The following is a 17,534-nucleotide window of genomic DNA, read 5'->3' as shown; positions in this document are numbered from 1 at the left end:
GCGCGCCCCCGCCCCCCCCCCCCCCCCCCCCCCCCCCCCCGCCCCCCCGCCCCCCCCCCCCCCCCCCCCCCCCCCCCCCCCCGACTCGCCGCCCTTACGGGCGGACCTATTGAATTCTCGTTCAATTCGCCGTCTACCAGCGGTACCAGCGCGACCTCGTGCCTGTCGACGCGGTGCTCCGCACCAAGAATCCCAGGAGCCAGATGGCAAGCACGATCAGTGCTATCCACCAGAGCACCTTCACGGCGAATCCGGCTCCGAAGAGAATCAGTGCCAGAAGCAGAACGAGCAGGATGGGAACCATTTTCTGCACCTCCATGCGGACGGGTGCCCGGAATCCCCCTGCCTACACGTCCGTTCGGCCGCAGGGTTTGACGCACGTTTGACAAGTGCGGCTGCGGGCATGCGGCCCGGTGAGTGCGATATAAGGAGCTGACTCGGCGCAAGCAGGGTTCACAATACGGAGGTGTCCGGTGATGGGGAAAGCCGACGAAGTGCGTGATCGCGGTCGGGACGAAACCCCGGAGGAAAGGGCCGACCGGCGCTGGGCCGAACTCCTTCAAGAATTGCGGGTCGCCCAGACCGGTGTGCAGATCCTCTTCGGATTTCTGCTCACGGTGGCCTTCCAGCCGCGCTTCGCCGCTCTCTCCGATACCAATCGGACGATCTATACGATCACGGTGCTGCTGGGGGCGGCCACGACCGGCGCTCTGATCGGCCCGGTGTCCTTCCACCGGCTTCTCACCGGCCAGCGGCTGAAGCCCCAGACGGTCATCTGGGCCTCTCGCCTCACCGTGGTCGGGCTGTTCCTCCTGCTGTGCACGATGGCGTCTGCCCTGCTCCTCATCCTGCGCGTGGTCGTCGACGACACGCTGGCGATGTGGCTGGTGGTGGGGATGGTCGTGTGGTTCGTCCTGTGCTGGCTGGTGTTTCCGGCGTGGGCCCGCGTCATTTACCGGGACGACCGCTGAGAGGCGCGGTTCAACCCCGGGGAACGCCAGACGTCTTGGGAGATGTAAGAGAGGGGTGGGGTGGGTGCAGACCCCTGGGAGTGTGGCGGTACTGTGCGCGCACCGCCATATGGGTGGTGGCGCGGCAACCGTGGAGGATTTTGTGACAGCAATCAATAGATCGTGGCGCCGTTCGGGGGCTCTGGTAGCGGTGGCGACGGCCGGCGTCTTCGGCGTCGGCCTGGCCGCCGGCCCGGCGCAGGCGCACACCCCGGTGTGGTCGGTGACCTGCACCGAGGTCCAGATCGACCTGACCCAGTACAGCTCCCAGGTCGAAAACACCGTGAGCGTCACCGTGGACGGCAAGGACCTGCTGCCCACCGAGACGTTCAAGAAGGAGTTCCACAAGAAGCTCGAGCTGCCCAAGCACAGCAGCGAGCTCTCCGTCCGCCTGGTGGTCAAGGCCGGCGACGGCGACAACTTCTCGCGCGACGAGACCAAGAAGGCGCCGGTCTGCGAGGGCGAGAGCACCCCGCCGGCCACTCCGCCGGCCACCCCGACGCCGCCGGCCACGCCGACCCCGTCGGCCACGCCGACTCCCTCGGACACGCCCACCACGGCCACTCCCACGCCGAGCAGCTCCACCAGCTCCGCCGAGGTGCCGCCGGCCAAGCCGACCTCCAACTCGGGTGACCTGGCCGAGACGGGCTCTTCCAGCTCCACTCCGCTGATCGCCGGCGCTGCCGCCGCGGTCATCGTCGCGGGTGGCGGCATCATGTGGGCCGCGCGCAAGCGTCGTAGCGCCCAGCACTGACCTGGGCGCGTCGCCGCGGACGAACCGCGGCGCGTCGCCGAAGCGGGGGGGGGGGGGGGGGGGGGGGGGCCGCCCCCCCCCCCCCCCCCCCGCGGGCGGGGGGGGCGGGCCGGGGGGGGGCGGGGCCGCCCCCCCCCCCCCCCCCCCCCCCCCCCCCCCCCGCCGCGCGCGGGGGGGGCCCCCCCCCCCCCCCCCCCCCCCCCCCCCCCCCCCCCCGCTTCGCTGTCAGGCGGCGGCCGGTGTGTAGTGCGCCGCCTCGTCGCCCTCGACGACCCGGCTGAGCCCTCCGTCGACGCCGACAGGGACATCGCCGGCGACTGTCACCCGGTGCAGCAGCCGCGGCAGATCGCCGTAGTCGTCGGGCGCGTAGTGCTGCGTGCTGCGGTTGTCGAAGAGGACCAGGTCGCCCGGCGCCCAGGTCCAGCGGACGACGTTCTCCGGGCGGGTCACGTACGACTGGAGGATCCGCAGGATGTCGCGGGACTCGGACGGGGACAGGCCCACCAGAGACTGCGCGAAGCCGCCGATGAACAGGCCGCGTTCGCCAGACTCGGGGTGGACGCGCACCACGGGGTGCTCGGTGCGGTACTTCCTCGAGACGAACTGCCTGCGGTGCTCGGCGGCCTTCTCGCTCTTCGGCTCGGCATAGTCGTACGCGTTGGTGTGGACGGCCCACAGCCGGTCGGCCAGCTCGCGCAGTGCCTCGGGCAGATCCCGGTAGGCGGCCGCCGAGTTGGCGATCAGGGTGTTGCCGCCGTACGGCGGGACCACGAGGCTGCGCAGCGTGGACGCCTTGGGCGGGGTGCGCAGGAACGTGACGTCGGTGTGCCACTGGTTGGCGCGGATGCCCTCGTCCCCGTCGACCGGCAGGATGTGCGGCCGGCCCTCGACGGACGGAACCGTGGGGTGCGCGGTGGTGAGCTCGCCGAACAGCGAGGCGAACCGTAGCTGAGCGGCGTCGTCGAGCCGCTGCTCGCGGAAGAAGAGCGCCTTGTGCTCGACGAGCGCCGCGTTGATCTCGGTCACGATGGCGGGGTCGATGTCGGTGGAGATGTCGGTGCCGAGGATCTCGGCGCCGATACGGCCGCCGATCCGGCGGATGTCGAAACCGGTACTGGTCATGCTGAACTGCCTTTCTATGGTGATGAGTTGACGGGGAATCAGTGGGAAAGGGCCGACCGGCCTGCCGGGCGCTGAAGGCCGTAGTGGTCGCGCAGGGTGCGGCCGCTGTACTCGGTGCGGAACAGCCCCCGGTCCTGCAGCAGGGGGACGACCTGGTCGACGAAGTCGTCGAGTCCGCCCGGCAGATACGGCGGCATGATGTTGAAGCCGTCTGCCGCGCCCTCGGTGAACCACTGCTCCAGCTGGTCCGCGATCTGCTCGGGCGTGCCGGCGAAGACCCGGTGGCCGCGGCCGCCGCCGAGCCGGGCGATCAGCTGCCGGATGGTGAGCTGCTCGCGCCTGGCGAGCTCGGCGACCAGTGTGAAGCGGGACTTGTTGCCGTTGATGTCCTGCTCCTCGGGGAGCTCGGGCAGCGGACCGTCCAGCGGCAGTCCGCTCAGGTCCGTGCCGAGCATCCCGGACAGCTGCTGGAGCCCGTACTCCGGGACCTGCAGCCCCGTGAGCTCGTCCTCCAGTGCCAGCGCCTCGGCCTCGGTCCCACCGATGACCGGGCAGATGCCGGGCAGGATCTTCAACTGGCCCGGTGCGCGGCCGAACTTCGCGAGCCGCGACTTGAGGTCCTTGTAGAAGGTCTGTCCGTCGGCGAGAGTCTGCTGGGCGGTGAACACGGCCTCCGCGTACCGGGCCGCGAACTCCTTGCCGTCCTCGGACGACCCGGCCTGCACCAGCAGCGGATGTCCTTGGGGTGAGCGCTGTATGTTGAGCGGCCCGTCGACCCGGAAATGGTTGCCGCGGTGCTCGATCGCCCGTACGGCGCCCTCCTCCGAATAGACGCCGCGCTCGCGGTCGATCACCGGCGCGTCGTCCAGCCAGCTGTCCCACAGCTCCTTGGTCACATCGAGGAACTCGGCCGCACGCTCGTAGCGCAGAGCGTGCTCCAGATGCTCTTCGAGGCCGAAGTTCCTGGCCTCTGCGACATTGCCGGAGGTGACGATGTTCCAGCCGGCTCGCCCGCGGCTGATGTGGTCGAGCGAGGCGAACTTGCGGGCCACATGGAAGGGTTCGTTGAAGGTCGTGGACACGGTGGCGATCAGGCCGATGCGCTCGGTGGCGACGGCCAGCGCCGAGAGCAGTGTGAGCGGCTCGAAACCGCCGACCGCGTTGAAGCGGGCATTGCCCCACAGAGCGACGCCGTCCGCGAGGAACAGCGAGTCGAGCCTGCCGCGTTCGGCGGTACGGGCCAGCTCCTGGAAGTACGAGAGATCGGTGATCCGCTCGGGCTGGGTGCGCGGATGGCGCCAGGCGGCATCGTGATGACCGGCGTTCATCAGGAACGCGTTGAGATGGAACTGGCGTGGAGAGTCGGTGGACATGGGCGGATCCTCAGCTTCCGGTCGGGGTGCGCCAGGACGTGAAGCGGCGTTCCAGGGCCACGAGCAGCTGGTTGAAAGCCACGCCGATGGCGGAGATGGTGATGATCCCGGCGTACATCTCGGGGATCGCGAAGTTGAACTGCGAGGCGTTGACGAGATAGCCCAGCCCCGCCTTGGCGCCCACCATCTCGGCGGCGACGAGCACCAGGATCGCCACCGCGCCGGCCAGCCGGATGCCGGTGAAGACCGTAGGCACGGAGGCGGGCAGGATCACCTTCTGGAAGATCTTCGGCGCGGGCAGATCCATCGACTTGGCCAGCCTCAGCAGGGTCGGATCGACGCTGCGTACGGCGCTGATGGTGTTCAGCAGGATCGGCCAGGTGCACGCGTACAGCACGATCGAGATCTTTGACGTCTCGCCGATGCCGAGGAGCAGGACGAACACCGGCAGCAGCGCGAGCGCGGCGGTGTTGCGGAAGACCTCCAGCAGCGGGTTCAGGAGATCCGCGAGCGGCCGGTACCAGCCGATCAGCAGGCCGAGCGGCACCGCGACGGCGACCGCCAGCCCGAATCCGGTGAGCGAGCGGCCGAGGCTGGCCTGCGCGTGCTCGGCGAGCTGCCCGTCGAGCAGCAGCTGCCACCAGGCGACGGCGACTTCGGAGAACGGCGGCAGGAACGTCCGGTCGACCAGGCCGAGCCGGGGCGCGGTCTCCCACACCGCTATCAGCGCCGCGATCGCCACGGTCCGGGTGATGACCGCCAGCAGGGCCCGGCCTGTGCGCCGAAGGGGGGCGGGCAGTGCGCGGGTGCGGCCGGGGTCCGCGAGCGCCGGTTCTGTGCGCTGCGCGCCGCCCGCATCGGCGGCTGTCACCAGCACTTTTTCGGTGGTGATGCTCATGGCGTTGCGGCCTCCCTCTCCTCTTGCTGGGCCCGGCTGACCTCGTCGCGCAGCAGGCTCCAGATCTGGTGGCGGTGGTGCGCGAACTCGGGGCTGGAGCGCGGATCCTCGTCGGCGCTGCGCTCGCCCAGGCGGATCGGCACGACCTCCTTGATCCGGCCGGGCCGCGAGGTGAGTACGGCCACCCGCTGACCGAGGTGGACGGCCTCGTCGATGCCGTGCGTGATGAACACGATCGTCTTGCCGGTGCGCTGCCAGATCCGCAGCAACTCGTCCTGGAGGGACTCGCGGGTCTGTGCGTCGAGTGCCGCGAACGGTTCGTCCATCAGCAGCACGTCGGGGTCGTAGGCGAGGCTGCGGGCGATGGCGACGCGCTGGCGCATACCGCCGGACAGCTCGTGCGGATGCCGGTCCTCGAAGCCGGTGAGACCGACGAGCGCCAGATACTCCCTGGCCCGCTCGGCCCGTCCGCGCCGGGGCACCTGGGTGGCTTCCAGTCCGAACTCCACATTGCCCTGGGCGGTGCGCCAGGGGAGCAGGGCGTACTGCTGGAAGACGATGCCCCGGTCCAGGCCGGGGCCGGTGACCGGCTCACCGTCCAGCAGGATCTGACCCGAGGTGGGCTCGGACAGACCGCCGAGGAGGTCGAGCAGCGTGGATTTCCCGCAGCCGCTCGGGCCGACGATGACCACGAACTCACCGGCGGCGATGTCGAGATCGATGCCGTCCAGGGCGACGACGCTCTGCTGCTTTCCGCGTACGGAGAAAGTCTTGCCGACGCCCCGGAAGCTGATTTTCGCGGTCATGGGATCAACTCCCCCTCTTGGCCCGGGCTTTGTTGAACTCATTGGTGTAGAGATCGGGGACGCGCACCTGCCCGGATTTGATGTCGCCGCGCTCGGCCAGCCAGTCGGCCCAGACCGCCAGTTCCTTCTCCGCTATCCGGCCGCCGGGTTCCGAGACGCCGTAGGACTGCCAGTGCTTGAGCGCGTCGGCGCTCTCGTTGCGCTTGCGTTTGGCGACGATCTCGGTCATCCGGGCGACGACCTCGTCGCGGGGTGTCGTACGGGACCAGTCCAGGGCCTTGCCCACTCCGGTGACGAAGGTCCGCACCGTCTCCGGGTTCTGTTCGATGAAGCGCTCGGTGAGCACATAGGTGCCGGCGCTGAAGGCCCCGCGCAGTTCGTAGTCGCTGAAGAGTTTCCGTACGCCGCCGGTCTCCAGCGCCTTGTCGCGCAGGATGCCGCCGAGGACGGCCACGTCGATCTGGCGCTGACGCAGGGACTGTTCGGTGTTGACGGGCGGCACGACGATCCGCTCGACCTGCTCGGCCTCCGCCCGGCTCAGCCCGTTCTTCTTGAGGTAGATGTCGAGCATCGCCTCGGCGTGGGCGCCGAGGGTGTTCATCCCGACCTTCTTGCCTATGAGGTCGCGGGGTGTGCGAATCGCGCTCTTCTCGGCGACGTAGTAGCCGCTGTAGGCGTACTTGTCGGAGCCGTAGTAGCTGATGACCGCCTTGATGGGCGCCTTGCGGGCGGCGAGCTTGACCACCGCGCCGTTGAACGCGCCGCCGAAGTCGGTCTGGCCGGACGCTGCCGACTGGATGTCCTGCGGGCCGCTGATGGTGTTGCCCACCCAGTCGAGCTTCAGATCGCCCAAATAGCCCAGGGAGGCGGCGAGTTCGGGCGGGGTGACCGCGCCGGCCGAACCCTGGTAACGGAGCGTTGTGGTATTGCGTGTGCCGCTGCCGCTCGCTGTGCCGCAGCCGGCGGCCGCCAGCGCGGAGAGGCCGGAGAGCACAAGGAAAGTGCGTCGGGATGTGGTCATCAGTCATTTCCGTTTCGGGGTACGCGAAGATGCCTGAATCATCGCGCGAAGGAGGGTGCACAAAGGGCGCGGTTCATTCAGGTGAAGCGGGCTGCATGAATTCGGCAGGTGAATTCTGCGAAGGCTCTGCCAAAAGGATTACCGCGCGGTGGGAGAGGGGTTGCTCAGCCCGCCGGGAGCGCCCCGGAGCAGGGGCTCGGCGCGGAGAAGTCAGCTGGGGGTGTTTCAGCGGCCGGCGGCACAGAGTGCGCTGGCGTGACGTCGGAGATCGACGTGCAGGCGCGATACGAGAATGTCAGCTTGACTCACACCGCAGAGAATGGCAGCGACTTCCGGCCACGTCAATGCACTTCGGAAATCGTCTTGCATGGTGAATTGTTACGGGTTTCTTGCGCGATTGTTGCTCGCGCCCCGGCCTCGCTCGACACCTGCCCACCGAAGATCGAGTGCTGATGGCAACGCCCGTGACAGCCCCTGTTCTTCCTGGTGTTCCCGCGGCCCCCTGGTGCGTTCCCCCGAGCGACGCGATGCTGTGCGCCGACAGCGCTTACTGCGTGCTCAACTAGTCGTATTTCAGGAGTAGTTGTGGGCCTTGGCAGAGCAAGACGCTCCGTCGTGCTGGTCGCGACGTTGTCCGCACTGACGGCGGGGGCGGTATCCCCCTCCGTAGCCGATACCACCCCCGACCCCCGTCCCCGTGACTCCGCCGAAGTACTGCGTCCGATCGCCCCGCCACCCGCGAGCGCTCCGGCAGGACGTCCCACGGCCATTGCCGACGGCGACGGTATCGAGACCGCGCGCAGCTCCCGGCCGATCGCCCCGGGTGTCCGCCTCACCTCGTACGACCGGCTCGAATCCAACAAGTGGCTGCGGGTCGACGCACTCTCCGTCGATCTCGACGGCAGCGGCGCACAGGCCGACTACCTCTCATCGGGCAAGGTCGCCGACCGCCGCACGGTCTCCGAACTCGCCGCCGGTCACGACGCCGGACCCGGCCGGCGCACGGTCGCCGCCATCAACGCCGACTTCTTCGACATCAACCAGACCGGCGCTCCGCAGGGCCCCGGCATCAAGGACGGCAAGGTCACCCACTCGCCGGCCACCGGCGCCAACCGGGCCGTCGGCATCGGCCCCGGTAGCGCGGGTCGCGTCCTGCAGCTCTACTTCGACGGCACCCTGACGCTGCCGTCGGGGCCGCACCCGCTGACCGCGTACAACGCCGCGAACGTCCCGGCCGGCGGCATCGGCGCGTACACCGCGGACTGGGGAACCGCCGACCGTGCCCTGACCGTGGACGCCGCAACTCCCGTCGCCGAAGCGCTCGTACGGGACGGCAAGGTCGTCGCGGTCACGGGAAGGCCCGGCACCGGGCCGATCGCCTCGGACGCCACCGTCCTGGTCGGACGGGATGCCGGCGCCGGACTCCTCGCCGCGCTGCGCCCCGGCGACCCGGTGTCCCTGGAGTACCGGCCGCGCACCGACAGCGGCCCCGTCCCGCGCACCGCGGTCGGCGGCCGTGAACTCCTCGTCGTCGACGGCGTACCCCAGAACCACGAGGGCGAGGGCAACAACACCGCCGCCCCCCGCACCGCCGTCGGCTTCTCCAAGGGCGGCAGCGCGATGCAGGTCATCACCGTTGACGGCAGACAGGCCGACAGCGGCGGGGTGACGCTCACCGAACTCGGCCTGATGATGAAGCAGGCCGGTGCCCACAGCGCGCTCAACCTCGACGGCGGCGGATCCTCGACGCTCCTCGCGCGCGAGCCCGGCAGCGACGCCCTGAAGGTGGAGAACAGCCCCTCCGACGGCAGCGAGCGCACGGTGCCCAACGGGCTCGCGCTCACCGCTCCCGACGGCAGCGGACGGCTGCGCGGCTTCTGGGTCGAGACCCGCACCCCCGCAGGGAGCGCCCCAACCGCCGATCCGGTCAAGGGCGGCCACCCCGAGCGGGTGTTCCCCGGACTGACCCGCCGGCTCACCGCGGACGGATACGACGAGACGTACGGACCGGCGGCGGGAACACCGCACTGGCGTGCCGTACGGCCCTCGGTGGGCCGGGTCGACGGCCACGGCGTGTTCCGGGCGCGGCACAGCGGCACCACCGAGATACGTGCCGAACGCGCCGGCGTCCACGGCAGCATCGAACTGACCGTCCTCGACGACCTGGCCCGGATCGAGCCGACCACCCGACGCGTCGGCCTCGCGGACTCGAGCGCCACCGGCACCTTCGGCATCCTCGGCCTCGACGCGCAGGGCAACAGTGCACCCGTCGAACCCGGCGATGTGCAACTCGCCTACGACCACACGCTGTTCGACGTACGCGACGACGGCCGGGGCTCCTTCGCCGTCACTTCCCGTACGGGCGCGGGCGCCGGGCGGATCACGGCAACCGTCGCCGGCGTCACCACCGCCCTCGCCGTCAGCGTCGGCCTCGCCGAACAGCCGGTGTCGGCCCTCGACGACGCGGCGTCCTGGACCTTCAGCCAGGCGCGCGCGAGCGGTTCGGTCGCGGCGACGCCCCACGGGCAGAGCGGCACCGGCCTGGAACTCAGCTACGACTTCACGCAGTCGACCGCGACCCGCGCCGCGTACGCCAACCCGCCGCGGCCGATCGCCGTCCCGGGTCAGCCGCAGTCCTTCACCCTCTGGATCAAGGGCGACGGCAAGGGGGCGTGGCCCACTCTGCACCTCAAGGACGCGGCCGGATCCGACCAACTGCTGCGTGGCCCCTACGTCACCTGGACCGGCTGGCGGCAGGTGACCTTCGCCGTCCCGCCCGGGGCCGCGATGCCGCTGTCGGTGTACCGCTTCTATCTGGCCGAGACCGCTGCCGCCAAGCAGTACACCGGGAAGATCGTGATCGACGGCCTCACGGCACAGGTGCCGCCGACCGTCGATGTGCCGGAACAGCCGCGTACGGCCGATCCGCTGATCGACCCCGCGGCAGAAACCGAGGACAGGGACTGGCGGTTCGCTGTCATGTCCGACGCGCAGTTCGTCGCCCGCGACCCCGACAGCGCGATCGTGGCGCAGGCGCGGCGTACCCTGCGCGAGATCAAGGCCGCGCGGCCCGACTTCGTCGTCGTCAACGGCGACCTCGTCGACGAGGGTTCGCCCGCGGACCTCGCGTTCGCGAGGCGCGTGCTGACCGAGGAGCTGGGGGACGAGCTGCCCTGGTACTACGTGCCCGGCAACCATGAGGTCATGGGCGGGAAGATAGACAACTTCATCACCGAATTCGGCCCCGCGCACCGTACGTTCGACCATCGCGGCACGCGCTTTCTGACGCTGGACACGTCGAGCCTCACGCTGCGCGGCGGGGGCTTCGACCAGATCAAGGAGGTACGGGCGCAGCTCGACGCGGCCGCCAAGGACCCGCACATCGGCTCGGTGATGCTCGTCGAGCATGTCCCGCCGCGCGACCCGACCGTCCAGAAGGGCAGCCAGCTGAGCGACCGCAAGGAGGCGGCGCTGATCGAGCAGTGGCTCGCGGAGTTCCGCCGTACGACGGGCAAGGGCGCGGGGCTCATCGGCAGCCACGTCGGCGTCTTCCATGCCGAGCACGTGGACGGCGTGCCGTACCTGATCAACGGCAACTCGGGCAAGAGTCCGGCGGGCCCGGCGGACAAGGGCGGCTTCACGGGCTGGTCGCTGGTCGGCGTCGACAAGGTCTCGCGGGGCGAGCAGTCGGTGGGCCGCCTCAGGCCGTGGGAGGGCGGGTCGGACTGGGTCTCCGTCCAGACCCGCGCCCATGTCGACGGGCTGGCCCTGGACGCGCCCGCGGCGCTGCGGCCCGGCGACAGCGAGGACGCCGGCGCGACGGTCACTCAGGGGGCGCGCCGGGTTCCGGTGGCATTTCCGCTGAGCGCGGACTGGACGGGATCGCCGAATCTGTACATCGGCGCCCCGGAGAACGCCCGCCACCGCCACGCGGCGGCGTTCGACCCGACGACGGGCCGGCTGACGGCCCTGCGACCGGGGACGGTCACGCTGGCGGTGACGGTGGGCGGCGTGTCGCAACGTACGGAGGTCCGCATAACGGCGGAGGGAGCGGGGGGTGGGCCGGGCGGCCTAGAGCGGGTCCCAGCGGCTTGAGCGGGGTGGGCCGGGCGGCCGGGACACATCTGCCTGCGCGTAGCGGCCTCGGACCCGGAAGGGGGTGCGGGGCGGCGGCGCGGCCGCCGTGTCCCGGCTCCCGGTACGCGGCGAGGCCTGGCTCTGCCCGGGAGGGATCAGCTGCCCCCGCTCGCCGTGCGGGAAGCCCCCGCAGCGGGCAGCCTTGGTCGTGAGCGTTGCGGAGGAGGTGGTTGCCCTTGTCCGATCCGCTCGCCCCAGGGGCCGCAGAAGCCGCAGAGCCGGACGGCGGGGGCGAGGGCTCCCACCCCCTCCTGTCGCTTGCGCTCGCCGGGATGATGAACGATGTCCAGGCCCACTCCGGAGCCGTCTATCTGCTCTCGCACGACGACAAGGTCCTCGAGATGGCCGTCATGGCCGGGCTGCCCCGCGCCTTCGCGGCGCCCTGGGAACGCGTCTCGGTCGGCTCGCCCATCCCCGTCGCCGAGGCGGTGCGCGAGCGGGAGCTGATCTGGGTCGCGGGTGAGGAAGACATGGCCCGCCGCTATCCCCGCATCGCGGTGGTCCTGCCCTATCCGTTCACCCTCGCCGCACTGCCCATCACGACCGCCCACACCGTGTACGGCGCCGTCTTCGTCACCTGGCCCGGCTCCCATCCGCCCGAGATATCCGCTACCGAACGCGGCCGTCTCACCGCCGCCTGCGACCGCCTCGCCCTGCGGCTGGCACGCGCCGCGCAGCAGGGCCGTGCCGTCGTCCCCGAGGCGGACTTCCTCGGGCCCTCCGCCATGACCGGGACGTCCGGCGCGATCCAGGCCGTGCACATGCTGGCGCGGATGCCGGACGGGATGTGCTCCCTGGATGTCAACGGACTCGTGACGTACGCCAACCCCGCCGCCGGCGAACTGCTCGGCATCCCCGTGCCCGGGCTGCTGGGAAACCTGCTGTGGTCGGCCCTGCCGTGGCTGAACGACCCGGTGTACGAAGACCGCTACCGGGCGGCCATGATCAGCCAGCACGCCACGTCCTTCGTGGCGCTGCGTCCGCCGCAGGACTGGCTGATGTTCCGCTTCCACCCGAGCAGAAGCGGCATCAGCGTGCAGATCACCCCGGCCCGCGGAACCGTCCGGGAGATGCCCCACGACGCACCGGCTGAGCAGCCCGCGGGCCTGGTGGCGATATCCCACATCCTCAACTTGGCCAGCGCGCTGACCGAGGCCGTCGGCGTGTCCGACGTGATCGAGCTGGTCGCGGACGAGATCATGCCGGCCGTCGGGAGCCGCGGGCTGGTCATGCTCGCGGCGGAGGCCGGGCGGCTGCGCGTCCTTGGTCAGCGCGGCTATCAGAACCCGCAGATCGTGGAGCGGTTCGACGGCATGCCCCTGGCCGCCCAGACTCCCGGCGCCCAGACGCTCGCGACCGGAGTGCCGTCCTTCTTCGAGTCGCGCGAACAGCTGGAGCACATCTATCCCGCGCGCTTCGCGACCCGTGACGGCATGGCCGCCTGGGCATATCTGCCGCTGATCGCATCCGGACGGCCCGTCGGCACCTGCGTACTCAGCTACTCGGAGCCGCACCACTTCTCCACCGACGAGCGCGCCGTTCTCACCAGCCTCGGCGGCCTCATCGCCCAGGCACTGGAACGGGCCAGGCTCTACGACACCAAACACCTGCTGGCCCACGGCCTCCAGGCCGCACTGCTGCCGCACTCCCTGCCCACCCTGCCCGGCCTGGAGGTCGCCGCGCGCTATCTGCCCGGCACCCAGGGCATGGACATCGGCGGCGACTTCTACGACCTGATGCGCACCGGCGACGCGGTCATCGGAGATGTGCAGGGCCACAACGTCACCGCCGCCGGGCTGATGGGCCAGGTCCGCACCGCCGTCCGCGCCTACACTGCGGCCGCCCAGCCGCCCGGCAAGGTCATGGAGAGCACCAACCGGCTGCTGATCGACCTCGACGCGGATCTGCTGGCGAGCTGCGTCCATCTGCACCTTGACCTGCCGGCCGCCCGCGGCCTGCTGGCCCGCGCCGGACACCCCCAGCCGCTGCTCCGCGATCCGGACGGGCGGGTCCAGATCCTGGATCTGGCCGGCGGCCCGCTGCTCGGCGTCGACCCGCGGGCCGTTTACCCCACCACGGCGGTGCCGCTGCCCCCGGGATCCGTACTGGTCCTGTACACGGACGGTCTGATCGAGGTGCCCGGCGTCGACATGGACGACGCCCTGGTGGACCTGGCCGCACTGCTGGCAAGCACCCCCGACCAGCCGCTCGAAGCGCTGGCCGACACCCTGATCGGTCACGCGACGCGCAGCCGTGAACGCAGCGACGACACGGCGCTGTTGCTGCTCCGCCCGGAACGCTGAGCGGAGCGGGCCCGCGCGATCAGGCGCAATCAGGCATGATCGGGGAGCGATCGGGTGAGATCGCAGACGATCACCTGGTCGAGCCGGAGGCCCTCAACTCGCCTTCCCCCAGGGGCTCGAAGAACCGGGCCACGTGCGCGTCCGTCACCCCCGACAGCTCCGCGGGCGACCAACGCGGCCTGCGGTCCTTGTCGATGACCTGTGCCCGTACGCCCTCCACCAGATCGGGCTGCGAGAGACCCGCGCACGAGACGCGGTACTCCTGGTCGAGCACCAACTCCAGCACCCCCAGCTGCCGGGCCCGGCGCAGCGCGGCGAGCGTCACCTTCAGCGCGGTGGGGGACCGGGTCAGGATCGTCTCTGCGGCCTCTTTCGCCGCCGGGTCGCCGTGGTCGAGCAGCCGGTCGAGGATCTCCTCCACGGATCCGGCGGCATAGCACTTGTCGATCCACTCGCGTTGCCGGGCCAGTTCACCCTCCGGCGGGGCCTGCGCGTACCGCCGCACCGCCTCGGCCGCATCCAGCCCGGCGAGCGACGCGGTGAACTCCGACAGCCGGCTCGACGGTATGAAGTGATCGGCGAGCCCGCACAGCAGCGCGTCGGCCGCGCCCACCGCGGTGCCGGTGAGCGCGAGATGAGTGCCGAGCTCCCCGGGAGTCTGTGCGAGCAGATGCGTACCGCCTACGTCCGGCACGAAGCCGATGCCCGTCTCCGGCATGGCGACGGCGGAGCGCTCGGTGACGACGCGTACATCGCCGTGCGCCGAGATGCCGACTCCGCCACCCATGACGATGCCGTCCATGAGGGCGACATAGGGCTTGGAGTAGCGGGCGATACGGGCGTTGAGGCGGTACTCGTCCCGCCAGAAGTCGATCGACGCGTTCGTGCCCGCGACCGCGTCCGCGTGAATGGCGCGGATGTCGCCGCCCGCGCACAGCCCCCGTTCACCGGCTCCGGAGATCACCACGACCGCGACGGATTCGTCCGGCTCCCACTGTGCGAGCGCCGCGTCGATGGTGCGGACCATCGGGTGGGTGAGGGCGTTGAGAGCCCGGGGACGGTTGAGCGTGATGTACCCCGCGCGGCCCTCGGTGCGCAGCAGTACGGAGTCGTCGAGGGCCATCGGTGTTCCTTCCTGGGACGGATCTTCTTCGTCCATCCTCGCGCACGTGGCTACGGCTCCTTCAGGCGCGCCTCGTGTTCGGGCTCTTCCCGCCAGTCCGACCAGTCGGTACGTTCCTGGGTGAGCTGGAGACGGCAGGCCGGACACCCGGTCCGAGGCGACGGAGGCCCCCATGTCAGAGCGCGCACCACAGATTGCAGGCCGCTGCGACGAACGCTTCGAGGCGGTGCGCGCCGCCTTCGAGGAGAACTTCCGCGCTCTCGGCGAACTCGGCGCGGCCGTGACCGTGTTCCTCGACGGAGAGAGCGTCGTCGACCTGTGGGGCGGCTGGGCGGACGAGGCGCGCACCCGCCCGTGGGAGCGGGCGACCCTGGTCAATGTGTGGTCGACGACCAAGGGTCCCACCGCCCTGTGCGCGCATCTGCTCGCCGACCGGGGGCTGCTCGATCTGGACGCCCCCGTCGCGACCTACTGGCCGGAGTTCGCCGCGGCCGGCAAGGAAGCAATTCCCGTACGCCATCTGCTCTCGCACCGCGCGGGCCTGGCCGGGCTGCGCGAGCCGCACACCCTCGACCAGCTCTACGACTGGGAGCTGACCACCGCCCGCCTCGCCGCCACTGAGCCGTGGTGGGAGCCGGGCACCCGCTCCGGCTACCACGCCATGACCTACGGATTCCTGGTCGGAGAGGTCGTCCGGCGGATCACCGGACAGCTGCCGGGGGAGTTCCTGCACCAGGAGATCACCGGCCCGCTCGGCATCGACTTCACCATCGGGCTGCCGGGGAAGGAGGCCGGGCGCGCCGCCCAGCTGGTTCATCCGCCCGCCGCGTCGAGCAGCGAACAGGCCGCGATCTTCGCCCAGTTGCAGCCGGTCGCCCTGGCGGCCCTGGTCAATCCGGCTGTCGGCGCGTCCGACGCCAACACCCCGGCGTGGCGCGCGGCCGAGATCCCCGCCGCCAACGGCCACGGCACCGCCCGTGCGGTCGCCGCGCTGTACGGAATCCTCGCCGGACGCGGGGAGTTCGCCGGCCGGCGCGTACTGTCCCCGGGTGCCGCCGAACGCGTCCGCGAGGGCCAGGGCCGCTGCCGGGACCTGGTACTCGGCGCGGGCTTCGAGAGCGACACGGAGGTGGCGCTCGGCCTCTGGCTGAGCGGCGAGAACGGCTCGTACGGCCCCAACCCCCGCGCGTTCGGCCACGACGGCTTCGGCGGTTCCTGCGGCCTCGCCGACCCTGAGGCGGGCATCAGCATGGGCTACGTCATGAACCGCATGGGCCCGCACATCGCCGACGACCCCCGCAAGATGGCTCTTGTCGACGCGCTGTACCAGTCGGTGAGGTGACCGCCAGGCTGTTCAGAACGGGCTCGACTGCCCCGGCCCTTCCAGATTCTTGCAACACGTTCTACTGTGTGCGCCGCGCATGGGACGACGGATCGCGAGACTCCTGGAGGGGCCGTGCACCTCGAATACACGCCTGAGCAGAAGCAGTTGCGCGCCGAGCTGCGCACGTACTTCGGCGGACTCGTGCCGGACAACGTCTACGCTCGCGACGCCCTCCCTCATAGCCGTAAGGGCATGGGGGGCGCCCCCGTCGCCGATCCCGGCGAGCAGAAGCGCTTCTACCGCGAGACCGTGCGCCGCCTCGGCACCGACGGCTGGCTCGGCGTCGGCTGGCCAGAGGAGTACGGCGGCCGCGGACTCAGCCCCATGGAGCAGTTCATCTTCTTCGACGAGGCCGCCCAGGCTGGCGTACCGCTGCCGCTGATGGCCCTCAACACCGTCGGCCCGACGATCATGCAGTTCGGCACAGAGGAGCAGAAGGCCTACTTTCTGCCGAAGATCCTCTCCGGCGAGATCGATTTCGCGATCGGCTACAGCGAACCCGACGCGGGCACCGACCTCGCGGCCCTCAAGACACGTGCCGTCCGCGAGGGCGACGAGGACACCGGCACGTACACCGTCAACGGACAGAAGATCTGGACCACGAACGGCGACACCGCCGACTGGGTCTGGCTCGCCGTGCGCACCGACCCCGAAGCCTCGCCCCACAAGGGCATCACCATGCTGCTGGTGCCGACCTCCGACCCCGGCTACTCCTGCACCATCATCAACACCCTCGCCTCGCACGACACCACTGCCAGCTACTACGAGAACATCCGTGTGCCCGCCTCCCGGCGCGTCGGCCAGGAGAACAAGGGCTGGCGGCTGATCACCAACCAACTCAACCACGAGCGCGTCACCCTCGCCGCCCACGGCACCATGGCCATCCGGGCTCTCCACAACGTCCAGCGCTGGGCCGCCGACACCAAGCTCGCCGACGGCCGCCGCGTCATCGACCTCGGCTGGGTGCGAGGGCGCCTCGCCCAGACCCACACCAAGCTCGACGCCATGAAGCTGCTCAACTGGCAGATGGTGGGCGCCGCCCAGGAAGGCACGCTCACCCCGCAGGACGCCTCCGCCGTCAAGGTCTACGGCTCCGAGGCGCGACGCGACGCGTACGCCTGGCTGATGGAAGTCGTCGGCTCGGCAGGCCCCCTCAAGGAGGGCTCGGCCGGCGCCGTCCTCCACGGCGAGCTGGAGCGCGGCTACCGCTCCGCCGTGATCTTCACCTTCGGCGGCGGCAACAACGAGATCCAGCGCGAGATCATCTCCTGGATCGGACTGGGGATGCCGCGCGTACGGCGCTAACGTTTTGTGACTCACAACGTCAGTTGGCACATAACAATCACCGTTGTCACTTCACACGCGTGCGCATACTCGCTGCTCTCTGTCACGTCCGCGATGTGACCTTTGCCGAGGACGACCCCCAGCTTCGTACCGGCGCGCCCCGCGCCATGGCGACCTGGCGAAACCTCGCCATCGGCGTCCTGCACGCCGCCGGATGCCGCAACATCGCAGCCGCCCTGCGCCGAAACACCTGCATCACGACTTCACGTCGAAGCCCTGACTTGGCGAGGTCGGCCCGTTCTGCATATCCTTGACAGGA

14 protein-coding genes and 1 pseudogene are annotated in these 17,534 nt (G+C 70.4%); 7 read left to right on the top strand and 8 right to left on the bottom strand.

The features are described from left to right. Positions 1-133: 133 nt before the first annotated feature. A complete protein-coding gene (locus ACFYWY_RS30125) occupies positions 134-304 on the bottom strand; it encodes a hydrophobic protein (RefSeq protein ID WP_389191868.1) in 171 nt (56 codons plus the stop codon). 172 nt (positions 305-476) lie between these two features. On the opposite strand from ACFYWY_RS30125, the gene ACFYWY_RS30120 reads away from it, so the two are divergent. Together ACFYWY_RS30120 and ACFYWY_RS30115 are read left to right on the top strand one after the other, a co-directional pair. Then, positions 477-971, top strand: coding sequence for a DUF6328 family protein (locus tag ACFYWY_RS30120; protein ID WP_389191865.1), 495 nt, complete (start codon positions 477-479; stop codon positions 969-971). 142 nt (positions 972-1,113) lie between these two features. Continuing rightward, positions 1,114-1,764 (top strand): LAETG motif-containing sortase-dependent surface protein, encoded by a 651-nt coding sequence (locus tag ACFYWY_RS30115; protein ID WP_389191862.1) that lies wholly within the window; start codon positions 1,114-1,116, stop codon positions 1,762-1,764. 225 nt (positions 1,765-1,989) lie between these two features. Here ACFYWY_RS30115 and ACFYWY_RS30110 read toward each other — a convergent pair whose 3' ends face one another. From ACFYWY_RS30110 to ACFYWY_RS30085, 6 genes are all read right to left on the bottom strand, one after another. After that, complete coding sequence (locus ACFYWY_RS30110; protein WP_389191859.1) at positions 1,990-2,886, bottom strand: TauD/TfdA dioxygenase family protein; 897 nt, start codon at positions 2,884-2,886, stop codon at positions 1,990-1,992. Between the two features lie 38 nt (positions 2,887-2,924). Beyond that, entirely contained in the window at positions 2,925-4,259 is a 1,335-nt protein-coding gene (locus tag ACFYWY_RS30105) for an LLM class flavin-dependent oxidoreductase (RefSeq protein ID WP_389191857.1), read from the bottom strand. Positions 4,260-4,269: 10 nt separating this feature from the next. Further along, positions 4,270-5,157, bottom strand: a complete 888-nt coding sequence (locus tag ACFYWY_RS30100; RefSeq protein WP_389191855.1) for an ABC transporter permease — start codon at positions 5,155-5,157, stop codon at positions 4,270-4,272. After that, positions 5,154-5,963, bottom strand: a complete 810-nt coding sequence (locus ACFYWY_RS30095) for an ABC transporter ATP-binding protein (protein ID WP_389191852.1) — start codon at positions 5,961-5,963, stop codon at positions 5,154-5,156. The genes ACFYWY_RS30100 and ACFYWY_RS30095 overlap by 4 nt, the downstream gene beginning before the upstream one ends. 4 nt (positions 5,964-5,967) lie before the next feature. Next, complete coding sequence (locus tag ACFYWY_RS30090) at positions 5,968-6,984, bottom strand: ABC transporter substrate-binding protein (protein ID WP_389191849.1); 1,017 nt, start codon at positions 6,982-6,984, stop codon at positions 5,968-5,970. A gap of 225 nt (positions 6,985-7,209) precedes the next feature. After that, the gene (locus ACFYWY_RS30085; RefSeq protein WP_389191846.1) at positions 7,210-7,353 is read right to left on the bottom strand and encodes a putative leader peptide; all 144 of its coding nucleotides are present in this window, start codon (positions 7,351-7,353) and stop codon (positions 7,210-7,212) included. Between the two features lie 216 nt (positions 7,354-7,569). Between ACFYWY_RS30085 and ACFYWY_RS30080 the strand changes: the two genes are divergently transcribed. After that, positions 7,570-11,079, top strand: a complete 3,510-nt coding sequence (locus ACFYWY_RS30080; protein ID WP_389191843.1) for a phosphodiester glycosidase family protein — start codon at positions 7,570-7,572, stop codon at positions 11,077-11,079. A gap of 218 nt (positions 11,080-11,297) precedes the next feature. Further along, positions 11,298-13,424 carry a SpoIIE family protein phosphatase gene (locus tag ACFYWY_RS30075; protein ID WP_389191841.1) on the top strand — a complete coding sequence of 709 codons (2,127 nt, stop codon included), beginning with the start codon at positions 11,298-11,300 and terminating at the stop codon, positions 13,422-13,424. A 70-nt stretch (positions 13,425-13,494) separates the two neighbouring features. Here the strand turns inward: ACFYWY_RS30075 and ACFYWY_RS30070 are convergent, their stop codons facing one another. Continuing rightward, the gene (locus tag ACFYWY_RS30070) at positions 13,495-14,547 is read right to left on the bottom strand and encodes an enoyl-CoA hydratase/isomerase family protein (RefSeq protein WP_389191838.1); all 1,053 of its coding nucleotides are present in this window, start codon (positions 14,545-14,547) and stop codon (positions 13,495-13,497) included. A gap of 172 nt (positions 14,548-14,719) precedes the next feature. On the opposite strand from ACFYWY_RS30070, the gene ACFYWY_RS30065 reads away from it, so the two are divergent. The 3 genes and pseudogenes from ACFYWY_RS30065 to ACFYWY_RS30055 form a co-directional block, all read left to right on the top strand. Beyond that, positions 14,720-15,889 (top strand): serine hydrolase domain-containing protein, encoded by a 1,170-nt coding sequence (locus tag ACFYWY_RS30065; RefSeq protein ID WP_389191836.1) that lies wholly within the window; start codon positions 14,720-14,722, stop codon positions 15,887-15,889. Between the two features lie 114 nt (positions 15,890-16,003). Next, a complete protein-coding gene (locus tag ACFYWY_RS30060; protein ID WP_389191833.1) occupies positions 16,004-17,236 on the top strand; it encodes an acyl-CoA dehydrogenase family protein in 1,233 nt (410 codons plus the stop codon). 74 nt (positions 17,237-17,310) lie between these two features. Then, a pseudogene (locus tag ACFYWY_RS30055) lies at positions 17,311-17,529 on the top strand (hypothetical protein); the annotation flags it as partial. Between the last annotated feature and the right edge of the window lie 5 nt (positions 17,530-17,534).

The sequence above is a fragment of the Streptomyces sp. NPDC002870 genome (genome assembly GCF_042888505.1).
Classification (GTDB): domain Bacteria; phylum Actinomycetota; class Actinomycetes; order Streptomycetales; family Streptomycetaceae; genus Streptomyces.
The sequence above is the reverse complement of the archived record's forward strand: the minus strand, read 5'-3'. Positions and strand labels throughout refer to the sequence as shown.

Excerpts from the sequence above, each read along its gene's own strand:
- ACFYWY_RS30090 (WP_389191849.1), bottom strand. The coding sequence starts at position 6,984 with ATGACCACATCCCGACGCACTTTCCTTGTGCTCTCCGGCCTCTCCGCG.
- ACFYWY_RS30095 (WP_389191852.1), bottom strand. The coding sequence starts at position 5,963 with ATGACCGCGAAAATCAGCTTCCGGGGCGTCGGCAAGACTTTCTCCGTA.
- ACFYWY_RS30125 (WP_389191868.1), bottom strand. The coding sequence starts at position 304 with ATGGTTCCCATCCTGCTCGTTCTGCTTCTGGCACTGATTCTCTTCGGA.
- ACFYWY_RS30070 (WP_389191838.1), bottom strand. The coding sequence starts at position 14,547 with ATGGCCCTCGACGACTCCGTACTGCTGCGCACCGAGGGCCGCGCGGGG.
- ACFYWY_RS30100 (WP_389191855.1), bottom strand. The coding sequence starts at position 5,157 with ATGAGCATCACCACCGAAAAAGTGCTGGTGACAGCCGCCGATGCGGGC.
- ACFYWY_RS30085 (WP_389191846.1), bottom strand. The coding sequence starts at position 7,353 with ATGCAAGACGATTTCCGAAGTGCATTGACGTGGCCGGAAGTCGCTGCC.
- ACFYWY_RS30105 (WP_389191857.1), bottom strand. The coding sequence starts at position 4,259 with ATGTCCACCGACTCTCCACGCCAGTTCCATCTCAACGCGTTCCTGATG.
- ACFYWY_RS30110 (WP_389191859.1), bottom strand. The coding sequence starts at position 2,886 with ATGACCAGTACCGGTTTCGACATCCGCCGGATCGGCGGCCGTATCGGC.
- ACFYWY_RS30065 (WP_389191836.1), top strand. The coding sequence starts at position 14,720 with ATGTCAGAGCGCGCACCACAGATTGCAGGCCGCTGCGACGAACGCTTC.
- ACFYWY_RS30120 (WP_389191865.1), top strand. The coding sequence starts at position 477 with ATGGGGAAAGCCGACGAAGTGCGTGATCGCGGTCGGGACGAAACCCCG.